Source organism: Paenibacillus sp. CFBP 13594 (genome assembly GCF_014842675.1).
In the GTDB taxonomy this organism is placed as follows: Bacteria; Bacillota; Bacilli; order Paenibacillales; family Paenibacillaceae; genus Paenibacillus; species Paenibacillus amylolyticus_B.
Map to the genome: position 1 here is coordinate 582,540 of NZ_JACYVQ010000002.1, position 13,278 is coordinate 595,817.

Here is a 13,278-nt window from a genome sequence, read left to right on the forward strand (position 1 = left end):
CATTTCCCGATTCACCCGAACTCATTAACGAAAGATCTGATCCACGACTGCAATTTCCTCAGCAGTTAATTCCACATTTAATGTTTGCATATTGTTAATGACCTGTTCCGGTCGTTTGGCACCCGGAATCAATGCATCAATGGAAGGCTGTGTCAGGTACCAGGCCAGAACCAGATGAGCGACCTCAACATCCTTGGATTGTGCCATGCTGCGCAGTTGCTCAACTTTATCCAAATTTTCAATGAAAGCTTCACCTGTAAACAGCGGGTTCTTCGCCCGTCCATCCTGAAAGGTTGTATTGCGATTATATTTACCGCCCAGCAGTCCCGCAGCCAGTGGGAAATAGGGCACAAAAGAAATGTTATGCTCAGCCGTATACGGCAACAGCTCTTTCTCCGCATCTCTTTTGAACAGATTATATTCAGATTGCAGTACGTCTACATGCCCGTCCTTGTTGGCTTCACGCAACTGATCAATGGAGAAATTAGATACGCCAATGGCGCGGATTTTACCAGCGTCTTTTAATTGTTTTAACGCATCTACCGCTTCATCCTTAGGCGTATGTTCATCCGGAAAGTGGATGTAGAACAGATCAATGTAATCGGTTTGCAGACGTTTCAACGCCTCATCCACGGCTGTTTTCAGAAAAGCAGGTGAGTTATCCATGACAATCTTGCCATCCACCAATTTATGAGCTGCCTTGGTCGCAATGATGATATTCTGCCGCTGACCGGTTTCCTTCAATACTTCGCCGATCAGTCGTTCGGAATGCTCAGGTCCATAGATGTATGCCGTATCCACAAAGTTAATACCTTGTTTCAAAGCTGTACGAACCACTTCCTTACCCGTCTCATCATTCAGCATGTCCGGATAGATATTATGTCCGCCTACTGCATTCGCACCCAGTCCAATGGGATTCACGACCAGATCCGTTTTACCCAACCGAATTTGTTGTTCTGCCATGTCTCATCTCTCCTTCACTGATCGAATAAGTACAATTTAGTTGTGATGTCTTTCTTGTCCATATTATATCAAACCGTTTAGCATATTTAAAATATCGGATTTATCGGATTAGGTGTTTTTCAGCGCAGTCGCTTCAACGTCGTTAATAAACCGACGAAGTTTCGCAGCCACATCACGGGTGATTTCGCCGTTTTCATACAGCTGTTGAACCGTATTACGCTGTTCCTGAATGGCCACCATCTGCAACTCCAATTTCTCCTGATTAAACGGATCTTCCGTTTTACCCTGGTTCCAGGTGCGCAATTTGGCAATTACACGCTCATACTTGGCAATGACCGACAGTGCGACGACTCGATTCCCATCATTCATATGGGCACGAATGGCCTTAATTGCCGATTCAGAGGTACGTAACTTCACCTGACGGAACAGTTCTGCATTTTCTAGCATGAATGGTTGATTCGGCTTCTGGGACCGGTTGGTGAACAGATGTCCTAACACACGCCCGATCTCGCTGATCGAAGTCATGAACTGAGTGTTTGCGCGATTCGCCAGCATCATTTCCTTGCGATCCAACCAGCTGTCACATTTGAAGGCCGCATCAGAAGCAATTGCATTTTCGTCCAACATTACTTCAACTTCTTTACGTTCCGCACGGGTGGCAATCAGGTTAATAGCCGTTTCTTGTTTCTGAATATCTTTGCGTTTATCGGCGGTAAGCTGACCTGCGGCCTGTCTGATGTACTTGGACAAGTCGGAGACAACCGCGAGAGCGGCAGCTTTGTTCTCATCGTTCATTTCGGATTTGACAGCTCGTATTGCCGCATTCAGCATAATGTCATGTGCCTTTCGTTCTGACTTCTGCGGTGTTTCTTCTGTGGATTTCCCATCGTCCTTGGCCAGAACCGGAAGAAACACGCTTGCCGCAATCAGGGAGAAGAGGATAACTCCTGCCGCGAGGAAAATAATCAGATCCCGTTCAGGGAAAGGTGATCCATCCTGAAGCACATAAGGAATGGAGAACGCACCCGCCAATGTTACAGCCCCCCGCACCCCAGAGAGGGAAATGATCGTAATATCCTTGAATCTGGGACTGCCTATAGAGGATTGGGTACGCAACCATTCATTCCCTTGCCAGAACAGATAGATCCAGAGAAAGCGCAGAACCAGCAGTAGCACCGAGATCAAGCCTACATATCCCAACACCTGCAGATTATTAAACGAAACATTTTCAAATATGGTACTCAACACATCCGGGACCTGTACACCCAGAATAACAAACACCAGACCATTTAGTATAAATAAAATGACTGACCATGTGCTCGCAGATACCACCTGCATTTTCAACTGAACCGATTCAGCACGGTCACGCTCAATGGCGTGGATAATACCGCCTGCCACTACCGCAAGAATACCTGATACCCCAATTTCTTCACTCACCAGATAGATGATAAATGGCGTCAGGATTTGCAGCAGCATGTGAATTGTCACATCTTCCATGCCCAGTCTACGGATCCATACCCCTAGCCTGATTAACAGAAAAGATAACAAGGCCCCGACAAGAAGCCCGCCAATCGCAATCAGAATAAAACTAAAAGTTGCATTCGCCAGGGAAAATACACCTGTAACTGTGGCTGCAATTGCGAATTTGAAGGCGACCAGGCCGGATGCATCATTCATTAATGCTTCACCTTCAAGAAGTCTATGTATGCCTTTGGGCAAATGTACTCGCCCTGCCATGGCGCCAACGGCCACTGCATCTGTCGGGGACAATATGGCTGCAAGAGCAAAAGCAGCAGGTAACGGAATCGAAGGAATCAGCCAGTGAATGGCATATCCCGCCACGACTACTGTCACGAATACAAGCCCTAGTGCAAGCAGAAGTATCGGTGCACGCAGATTCCATAATTCATTCCTTGGCGTTCGCTTACCATCGTTGTATAACAAAGGTGCGATGAACAGTACAAAGAACAATTCCGGATTCAACGGCAGGTGAACACCTGCAGGAAGCAAAGCTATAGCTACACCAAGCACGATTTGAATGAGCGGAATGGGAATAAAGGGTACAAACCGGTTTAAAATATTGGATAAACCGATCAGGACCAGTAACACAAGTACGGCAATAAATATTTCCATGATGACAATCCCTTTCCGCTATAGAAGTGGTGAAACCTTTGTTGTATAGGTTTATTTTAACATAATCCAACCTTTATTATAAAAATGTTGTCATATTCATATACCCATTCAACTGCTCTCAGACTAGTCTATATAAGTTGAACTATTCATTTACACGATAACGGAGAGGACAGAAAAAACCTGAAAAAGCGAAGCGTTCGCCTTTATCCCCGGATTTTCCCCTTTAGAAAAGGGAATCAAAAAAATCTGGGGATAACAGCGATTGGAAGGTTATTCTGTCATCGTAGTGTCAGTGTAAATAATCTTTAGTTAACTTATATAGATTGAAGAATTCTGATGGATCCTGTATATAAGATGTTACAATATGCTAAGGACAATACCCTTCGGAAAGGAACTTGCATCTATGGCATTTGGAATTAAACGACAAGAGCTTGCTGCGTGGAAGGAACAAGTGGCTCGGGGTGAGATTGCGTACCTCACTCATTTCTGGATTGACAACCGATTCCCCGACATCACCGGTGTCACCAAAGTTGGCTGTGCAGATCTGGAACGTCTCGAGCGTTGGTGCAACGATCATGGGCTGGACCCGCGATACATTCATCGGCGGCAGCCCTTTCCCCACTTTGACCTGATGGGCAGCAAGCAAAAAGAAATTTTGATCCAAGAAGGCATGACGGATCATGTGGTTCGCTTTCATTTATGAACAAACTCAAAAACGCCAGTCTTCAAGGCTCACCCCTCCGCAATTAGGGACGAACTCATGAGGACTGACGTCTTCAAGGATCAAGTCATATATGGACTACCGGTGGATCTGCTCAAACGACTTCATGTTCTCCAGCAGTTTCAGTTCAATTTTCTTCAACATGCCAAACATCTGCTGTTGCTCCTCTTCGGAAAGTGCTTGCAACAATTCCCACGTCATTCGGCCGCGATTCGCATTAAGTGTCTTGGCAAGCTGTGCGCCTTCATCCGTTAAGGACAGCCACACAATTCTCCGATCTTCTTCACTGCGCACCCGCTGGATCAACCCTTCCGTCTCCAGTTGATTCAGTACAATGGTGGTTGCGCCGGAAGACAAACTGAGTTGTCTGGCCACATCAACCGCCATGCAGCGTTTTTCACGTAAAATCATGCCCAATATATGACTTTTTGTCGGATTCAGTTTACAGTTGGTTTCGGTCTTCTGCTGCTGATCCAATACTTTATTTTTATATCTGAAGAAGGCCTCCAACAATTGATCTACATTTGCCAATTGAGAGTTTCGCTCCGTATCCGGGCTCATAAACGTTCCTCCTGCCTTTCATCATAACCTACCTTATATTGTAACATATTTACACTATGATGTTTGTGAAAAATGCGCTTGTATCCGACACTCTATCGTTGACTGCCACACTCTTGTTTTATTTCGGGTTTCACCTATTGCATTATGGCAACGAGTTTGTTTATAATAACCTATATCCTTAAAGTTACTTTTAGTTACTTAATGATTTTAATAAATCTGTTGTTATAAAGTAAATAAAGCGTCACCATTATAATGCAAGGGACTTATGCACATGAATCAGAATATACAATCTCAACTCAAAACAGATGTTTGCATCGTCGGCGCAGGTCCTGGCGGTGCTTTGCTTTCTTATTTACTGAATCAACAAGGAATCTCCACGATGCTCATTGAGCGGCAGCCCCACCTGCACAAGTCTTTTCGCGGGGAGTTGCTCAATGTGGATGGCGAAGCCATTTTGAATAAACACGGCCTCTATTCCCTCATTCAGGAACGCGGAGCGCTGCTCTTGGAACAGATTCAGTATTGGGAAAATGGGCAGATTATTCATACGGTATCACCCGGCAATGGAGAATCTCATGTTGGTATTCATGTACCCCAAGATCATCTCCTGGAAGCCATCGTGTCGCATGCTCAGCAGCACAGTTCATATAAACAAGTACTATTCAATACGATTATGACCGGTTTGTTACGAGACAAGAACGGCCAGGTCGTAGGTATTAACATTCGGCGGAACGGCGTTCCTGCCTCCATTGAAGCATCTGTAATTGTTGGTGCTGATGGCAGATACTCTGCGGTACGCAAACATTCCGGTATGACCCCGGAGATTCGCAAGCACGGGTATGATCTGCTCTGGGCACGCATTCCGGCACCCGTAGGTTGGGAACCCGCTGTTCGGATGGCCAGCATGGATGGTCAACAGCTCGCACTCTTCTCACAGTTCGGCGGTTATGTTCAGATTGGGTGGAACATTCCCGAGGGAGCTTACTCCAAGCTGCGAGAGCAGCCGATTGCTCCTTTTGTAGATAAACTTGTATCTGCTTTTCCTTGCCTGTCTGATTCTGTAGCTGCCAATATTCAGAGCTGGAGTGATTTTGTTCTGTTATCTGTCGAAAGCAGCTATTGCCAATCGTGGGCACAGGACAATGTTGTACTCATCGGTGATGCCGCTCATACCATGACCCCAACCGGTGCGTTTGGACTTAATGCCGCGCTCGAAGATGCGGATGTGCTCTCCGAATTACTTGTCCAAATGGCTGCAGATCAATTCAGTTCCACTGCACAACTTCAGGAACTTCAGACGATTCGCGGTGCAAAGGTACAGCAGCAACTTGCTCGACAAGTGGAGATGGAATCCTCTTTCCAACAGCGTTATGAATCCTTTCTCTAAACCCAGTTAATACTGATAAAATGCCTATATGCCCAAACAGCCGATCACTTCCTCATTAGAGAAGAATCGGCTGTTTGGTTTGTTGGTTTATCTTTTTTATGTAATTCCGTGTCCTTCTTCATTTTCGTTTGCGTGGAGCAAACGTGTCTTCTCTGGGTGCTTCTTGTACAGTATCAACGTCCTTCGGATAGGATGAGATGTTATCTTTTTCATATACTGCTTTCTCCAGATTGCTTAAACGGTGCAATACTTGTTTGCTTTTACGAACGATATATACAATACCAATAATCAGCAGGATCAACATCAGAATGAATATAACCATCTCCGGGTAAAAGACAAATGACATGAATCCACCTCCTTTGAAAACGATTTCTCTATATCATTCTAACCTTAACGATTCAAGATGTGAACCCGATTGGAAGTTTCGCTTGTGGAATAAGGCCAAGGTCACCTGACACAACGACAGGAACTCACCCTGCTGCAAAAGTAAAAAAGGTGGCATTCCTGCTCAGGATTACCACCATGAACCTTGAACCTCGAATAAGAATCGAAGTCTGTTATTATTTTATCCTTCTCTGCCGTTCATGGCACTAACTCGAAGTTCCGTCAGAGGCAGAGACGTTTGCTCTGGATGACGAAGTCTCACTGTTCGGCTCTCACCGGGGAGCAGATCAAAATAATTGTCACTGAATCGGACACGCCCAAGGGGAAGCTCCAGCTTCACCAATCGTGCAATCGCACCACTGGCCGTAACCGTTACAGACTGTTCCTCTTCATTCACATGTACGCTCAATTGCGACTCTGGCAACGTCACATCCTTAGGATCACGCAAGAAGTACCGATTGCTCTGTGCCGCAAATCCTTCGGATACCAACTCAACCATTACTTCCTCCGCACGTCTGCCCTGTAACACCTCTACTTCAGTTATTTCGGCAATACACAATGCGGATTGAGATGTCACTTCAACAGCATGTGAGCTGGAGTAGATCTTCTCTCCATGCAATTCATAGACATTGAGCAGCAGCTGACCTTTCAAGACGTCCCGTGTATCGTTCACGACCCACAACGCAAGCGGTTCACCCGGCTCATGCTCCAATGACAACAGGACAGGATGAAAGAATATTTTCCCGTAATAAAAGGATGCCTTCGGCAGCAGTTCATAGTCGATCATGGACCAGCTTGTACCCGGCCAGCTATCATTCAGTTGCCACACGAGCGCACCGCTGTTACGGTGATTGATGCGCCGGAAATGTTCTATTCCATAGCGCAATCCTTCTGCTTGAGTCAACATGGAATAGTTCATGTATTCTTCTATATTTTGCGGAATGCCTGTATAACCCTCCATCAGCAGAATACCTTTCTGGTGATTGGTATCCTTGTTACGGTAGGCCATCTCCGGACTGCCCCAGTAAAACTGCCCTGCGGGCATATTTTTCTCCAGCGTGTAACGATTGGCCGAGGCATGCATACCAAATTCACTGCTGAAAAGCGCATGATCCTTTTTGTAATTTTTGAACGTCACACCTTCAATACTATAGTCCAGCAACGGCGGCTCTCCATGCTTCCTTGGATAGACCGAGCCATGCCATACCTGCCAGTTGTGACGATCCCCGACATCGGGATCATTCGCGTCCTGACCATTACTATCCCCGAACGGCGAAGAAGGCCAGTACGGACGGGACAGATCCAAGCGATCCAGCACTTCAGGGATCAGTTCATGATAGATAAGTTCGCCGTAGAACGGACTGGTAATATCTCCACTTGCAGACTTCATATCATAGAGCCAATCTATTTCATTATTCCCACACCAGAGGGCAAGCGAGGCACGGTTACGCAGGCGCAGGACATTGTTTTCTACCTCTTGCCGTACATTATCCATGAAATCACGATTGAAATCCGGGAACAGTGCGTTCGCGAATGCAAAATCCTGCCACACCAACACTCCTTGCCGATCACACTCATCGTAGAAGACATCCTTCTCATATATACCACCAGCCCAGACACGCAACATGTTCATATGCCCTTCCACCGACAGCTCGACAAGCTCACGATACCGGGAGTTTGGGATGGCACCAATCAGATGATCAGCCGGAATCCAGTTGGCACCCTTGGCATATACTTTGACTCCGTTCAGAATAAACGTAAATGTATCTTCACCCCGTTCATTGTGAAGAGCCAGCTCAATCGTTCGTAACCCATAGGGCTCGCTATAACGATCCACCTCAACGCCATCTGCGTATAATGTAACCTCCAGTGTATACAGATACGGCTCACCCAGATCATGAGTCCACCATAACTGAGGTGACGTAATGTTTAATGTGGTATCTGCCTTATAACCTTCTAGAGGTAGTTCAGTGGCACATGCCGCCTCGTGTCCGCTGCGATCCAACAGACGAACATTACAGGTCGCAACCACAGCCTGCTCACGTTTCTGTCTGCTACGGTAAGACAAGACCGACTTCACATCCGCCGTGACATGTAAGACAGCCAGCTCTGTACTGACTGATTCCGTACGAGCATACACATTTTCCAGCTTGGCGATTGTTCGTTTTTCCAGCCTTACCGCACCCCAGATCCCCACTGTAACCATACGTGGACCCCAGTCCCAGCCAAAGTTCATCGCTGCTTTGCGCAGCCATGGCCGTTCCTTCGTATACGAGGACCAGTCGAAGGTTTCTTTGTCCCGGTGATGCAGGTGAAGCGGGTCAAACTTGACAGCAATCGTATTCCAGCCGCTCCGTACCAGTGACGTTACATTAAACGTATGTGACATGAGCATATTGGCCGTTTTCCCGACCTCATGGCCGTTCACGTAAACCGTTGCAAACGTATCCAATCCTTCGAACACCAATTCAAAGTGCTCCTCGCTCTCTGTATCTCTCATCAGATTGAAGGTTGTGCGGTACCACCATTCCTTTTGTTCAATCCAGCGACTTTTGGCATCATTATGTCCGTAATAGGGCGGATCAATAATACTGCGCTCAATAAGTGCAGCATGTACATCCCCAGGCACTTCAGCCCCGATCCAAAAACGGTCATCCAGCGCAGCAGCTGCCACATCCATTGCCCGTTTCTCTCCAACTTCAAAATGCTGTATTTTCCATTGTCCCGATAAATCCTGACTTGAACTATGGATCTTCATTAATACACCCTCACTCTCCAATAACCCTGAGTAATACCCTATCGAAAACGTTTGGCAGAAATGCAAGACATGCTGCCTGGTCTGCTCATTTCTAACTTCCCGAAGGTTTGAACGACAGCGCCTCTTCTCGATATTCACTCGGGGTCTTGCCGGTATGTTTTTTGAACAGCCTGCTAAAATATTTCACGTCTTCGTAGCCGCTGATAGCAGCGACTTCACTGACCTTCGCTGGAGACACCGCGAGCATATCCATCGCTCTTCGGATACGCATATCGGTGACAAAATCTCCAAAGGTCACACCCATTTCTTTTTTAAAAAGTTCACTCAGGTGACCCGGATGCAAATGAACATGTCCAGCTACCTGCTGCAGATTAATGTCCTGTGCCAGTGATGATTCAATATAACCAATAGCCTTTTGCACATGGGCAGCCTGTCCCTGACCCATTCGGCTATGATAGACATGCATCAGACCATACAGATGGTGGAACAACATATCCCCAAGATCTACAGCTTCGGCATCCGGTTCCGGCAACCAGGGTTCAAGCCTTGTGGTTTCTTCACGCCCTGTCGCTCGCATTGTACGGGTAAGCCAGCGATGACCTGCAATGACCGCAGAGTGCAGACAAGCACTGAACGATTCTGGCGTGACCTCCGGTTCTGTAGTCAGATTAGCCACCAGTTCACGCGTCCATGTCGTTAACCTCACTGAATCATTATCTAACAATATTGAACCAAGTGTGGTCTCTTCTTCATGCGTAAGTACAGTTTTACCACCTTTGCGCTCCTGAACGTGCTCATAATGCCATACTTTATCATCCATCAAACCTCGATATCGGAAAGCAGTTGAAGCCGTTCGGTAGCTTTCGTGCAGATCTGCATATCCACGCACAGGCAGACCTACTGCTGCACGCAGAGTACACTTCAGTAATTGCTCCACCCGACGTAATGCACTCTCCAGCTTGAACGGATATTCCTGTTCCACAGGCGGCCATGAAACTACACATATAATTTGCTGTTTCTCTATATGCGCAATGGCACCCGGTAGCATATCCTCCAGGGTATTCTGCACCGCAAATCGTAATAGTGCATCCGAGGATCGATCCCAACCCTCTGCTCGAAGTACAATGACTTGTCTGCGAATCTGTTCATCATCAAGACCATCATTCGCTGCCTCTATTCCAGCATCAGAACGCAAAAACGAAGGAAATTGGCCCCAAGCGGTGTCACCGTCAATGATCCAACCAGCAAATAACCGCTCCCGATTCTCCCGCATAAGCTGTCCCTCTCTGGACTTCTCTGCCCAACGTTCCGTGATCCGTTGTTTGGCCTGTAATACGGTCTTGATGATCTCTTCCGGCTTGCTTGTTTTGAGCAGATAATCTGTAACCCCTTGGCGTATCGCCTGCTGCGCATAAGAAAAGTCATCGTATCCGGACAGAATAATGACCTCCAGCTCAGGTAACAATCGCAGTCCCTCTTCTGCCAGTTCCAGCCCCGATCTGCCTGTCATCCGAATATCCGTCATCAGGATATGCGGACGTTCCTCTGCCATGCGTGTTAACGCCTCCTCTGCCGAGGCAGCAGGTTGAAGAAGTTCAATTCCGAGTTCATGCCAAGCGATAACGCTGGCAAGCCCTGTACGGATAATCACTTCATCATCAACAATTAATAGTCTCATGGCGAACCCTCCAAGATTGGAATGGAAAACGAAATCCGGGTACCTCCCCCAACCCTGCTGTCTACTTCAAGCTGTGCATTCACTCCATAATGGAGCAGCAGCCTCTCATTTACATTGCAGAGCCCATAACCGCCTTGGTTTAGCTGTTTTCCCGGCTGTTTTCCCTTCCATTCCCTAATGCTTATTCTTAATTGCTCCAGTCTGTCCGGCTCCATGCCAACACCATCATCCAGCACCAGCACATTCATCTGTTCATTATCCGGGTCCTTGCGAATCATTATGGTGATGGTGCCCACGCCTGCTTTGGGCTGAATGCCATGAATCATGGCGTTCTCAACAAGCGGTTGCAGCAATAGCTTCAGCATCATTCGTTTCTCAAGCGCTGGATCTACGATATAATGCAACACAAATTGATCAGGGAAACGAATCGACTGCACACGCACATAATGGCGAATATGAGCGATCTCCTGTTCCACAGGGCAGTAATCCTGACCATTGTTCAAGCTGATACGCAGAAAATCACTCAGGCCCTCAACCATATCCGCAATCCGCTTCTCTTCAGACATCAAGGCAATCCAGTGAATTGAAGAGAGCGTGTTATACAGAAAGTGCGGGTTAATCTGCGCCTGAAGCACTCTAAGATCCGCTTCTTTTTTGCGAGCTTCACCTCGAATAACCTCTTCCTTCAATAACTGAATATGTGCACCGAGCAGATTGTAACTCTCCCCAAGCCTGCCAATCTCGTCATCACTTTCAGATCGAAACAAAGGAAGCGGACGTTCCGGATCAATTCGGGACAGATGCCGGGTAAGCACACGAAGCGGCCTCGTCACACGCCGCACCGTAAACCAGACCAAGCCAGCACTGATCACAGCAGACATCGCAACGGCGCAGCCGGTAAGAATAAGAATGTACCGATTCTCCGACTTGTACTGGTCATAAGGAACCGTTCCAACCAACGTCCACCCCGTCAATTCTTCCGGATAATAGAGCAACGTCCGTTTATCGTCACCACTGCCATACGTGGTGGTTCCGCTACCGCCATCCTGAATTAACGTCGAAATCCCTGGTTCGACACCTTCCAGCTTAAGTCCAAGCCGGGATTTGTCCATCGAAGACAGAATTTCTCCAGAACTGCCGATGAGCTCCAGTCTGCCTTGCCCTCTGCCTAATCCCAGAGCGGCCCATCCCTTGGATATGGCCTTCTCATCCAGACTAATGGCTAACCAGCCAATGGGTCGATAATCATGGATACTGCGAATCGGCCGAACCAATGTGATCACATTTTGTATACCCGCATAATTCTGGACCGGATATACCCCCGTCCATTTTTTCACTGCTTCTCCGCTCGGCACTGGTGGATAAGATAAGCTTGAATTATTGGATTCATACCAGGTAGCCGTAGACAATGTGGCATCGAATCGGCTTGGATATATGGCGATGTTCGCAATATATTTCTTGGAAGCTGCCAGATTGGTCATCCTGCCCAAAATATCCACCCGGTCCAGCTCATGATCTTCATTATGGCTAAGATACTGCTGGATGTCCCGTTCTCCAATCAGGAAAATGGAGAGATTCTCGGCATCCTGCAACATATAACGAAGATTGGCCTCTACCTGTTTCAGCGTATCCATGCCGGACAGCTTTGTTTTTTGCTCTGTGATGCGGGAAGAGATTAGAAAGGCAAACAGGCCCAAGGCCAGCAAAGGCACAATCATTGAAGCCGTCACAACGACGGATAGCTTCCTTTGTAACGAAGATGTGAGCCAGCGTGCCAAACGTTTCTCCTCCTCTGGATGCGCTTTCGCTTACCCTTTGACAGCTCCGGCTGTCATACCTTTCATAACCTGTTCCTGGAATACGAGATACAAGATAATGGTTGGAATGACCGACAGAGTCATGGCAGCAAGCGTTAATCCGTAATCGGTTTGATACCCATCCGCAAAGTTCGCAATGGCCAGCGGTAACGTTTTCAATCCGGTTTTGTTGATGAATACAAGCGCAAATGAAAAGTCATTCCACGCATGCAAGAAACTCAGGATCGTAACCGTTGACAACGCAGGTACGGACATGGGTAACATGATCCGGGTAAACAGCCCCCAAAGTCCTGTTCCATCAATAAAAGCTGCTTCTTCAATATCACGTGGAACACTTGTCAGATAAGCAGTAAGCACAAAAATTGCCGTAGGCAATGCAAAAGCCGTATAAGGTAATATTAAGGCCCAGTACGTATTTAGCAGGGACATCTGTTTCATTAAAATAAATAAGGGGACAAGTGTACTATGGATCGGAATGAGCATGCCAACAACAAAGAAGGTCATGATTAACCCTTTCCAGCGAAACTGGAAACGGGCCAGGATGAATGAAGCCAGCGCTGCAATAAACAGCGTCAGAATAAGTGATCCAACCGATACAATTAGTGAATTGCCAAAAGCGGTCCCCAGCCTGGAGCTTTCCCATGCATTGCTGAAATTGGCAACATTCCAGTTTTCCGGCAGTCCAAAGGGCCGGCTATAAAAATCTTCATTTGTTTTGAATGCACTAATCACGAGCCAGTAGAACGGATACAATGTTAAAATACCATAGACCGTTAGCAGCGTCCAAACAATTCCGCTACGTAGGCGACGAATCGGATGGCCCGAGCCGCTTCGTGGTGATGGCATGGATACAGGTGTCACTTGCATGATAACTCC

General features: G+C 47.1%; 10 protein-coding genes. 2 read left to right on the plus strand and 8 right to left on the minus strand.

Annotated features, from left to right (window positions below):
* Positions 1–24: 24 nt before the first annotated feature.
* Positions 25–963, minus strand: coding sequence for an aldo/keto reductase (locus IFU39_RS10035; RefSeq protein ID WP_149846506.1), 939 nt, complete (start codon positions 961–963; stop codon positions 25–27).
* 108 nt (positions 964–1,071) lie between these two features.
* Positions 1,072–3,096: a Na+/H+ antiporter gene (locus IFU39_RS10040; protein WP_149846505.1), complete on the minus strand. Its 2,025-nt coding sequence runs from the start codon at positions 3,094–3,096 to the stop codon at positions 1,072–1,074.
* Between the two features lie 403 nt (positions 3,097–3,499).
* On the opposite strand from IFU39_RS10040, the gene IFU39_RS10045 reads away from it, so the two are divergent.
* Complete coding sequence (locus IFU39_RS10045) at positions 3,500–3,799, plus strand: hypothetical protein (RefSeq protein ID WP_192132435.1); 300 nt, start codon at positions 3,500–3,502, stop codon at positions 3,797–3,799.
* A gap of 96 nt (positions 3,800–3,895) precedes the next feature.
* On the opposite strand, the gene IFU39_RS10050 is transcribed toward IFU39_RS10045, so the two are convergent.
* Positions 3,896–4,378 (minus strand): MarR family winged helix-turn-helix transcriptional regulator, encoded by a 483-nt coding sequence (locus IFU39_RS10050; RefSeq protein WP_036609579.1) that lies wholly within the window; start codon positions 4,376–4,378, stop codon positions 3,896–3,898.
* Positions 4,379–4,649: 271 nt separating this feature from the next.
* Here IFU39_RS10050 and IFU39_RS10055 point away from each other — a divergent pair, with 271 nt between their 5' ends.
* Complete coding sequence (locus tag IFU39_RS10055; protein WP_192132437.1) at positions 4,650–5,765, plus strand: FAD-dependent monooxygenase; 1,116 nt, start codon at positions 4,650–4,652, stop codon at positions 5,763–5,765.
* A 118-nt stretch (positions 5,766–5,883) separates the two neighbouring features.
* Here the strand turns inward: IFU39_RS10055 and IFU39_RS10060 are convergent, their stop codons facing one another.
* The 5 genes from IFU39_RS10060 to IFU39_RS10080 form a co-directional block, all read right to left on the minus strand.
* Positions 5,884–6,111, minus strand: coding sequence for a hypothetical protein (locus tag IFU39_RS10060; protein ID WP_192132439.1), 228 nt, complete (start codon positions 6,109–6,111; stop codon positions 5,884–5,886).
* 219 nt (positions 6,112–6,330) lie between these two features.
* On the minus strand, positions 6,331–8,907 hold the full coding sequence (locus IFU39_RS10065; RefSeq protein ID WP_192132440.1) for a beta-mannosidase: 2,577 nt from the start codon (positions 8,905–8,907) through the stop codon (positions 6,331–6,333).
* Between the two features lie 91 nt (positions 8,908–8,998).
* Complete coding sequence (locus IFU39_RS10070; protein ID WP_192132442.1) at positions 8,999–10,585, minus strand: helix-turn-helix domain-containing protein; 1,587 nt, start codon at positions 10,583–10,585, stop codon at positions 8,999–9,001.
* Positions 10,582–12,363 (minus strand): cache domain-containing sensor histidine kinase, encoded by a 1,782-nt coding sequence (locus IFU39_RS10075; protein WP_192132444.1) that lies wholly within the window; start codon positions 12,361–12,363, stop codon positions 10,582–10,584. The genes IFU39_RS10070 and IFU39_RS10075 overlap by 4 nt, the downstream gene beginning before the upstream one ends.
* A gap of 30 nt (positions 12,364–12,393) precedes the next feature.
* Positions 12,394–13,269 carry a carbohydrate ABC transporter permease gene (locus IFU39_RS10080; protein ID WP_091017465.1) on the minus strand — a complete coding sequence of 292 codons (876 nt, stop codon included), beginning with the start codon at positions 13,267–13,269 and terminating at the stop codon, positions 12,394–12,396.
* Positions 13,270–13,278: the final 9 nt, after the last annotated feature.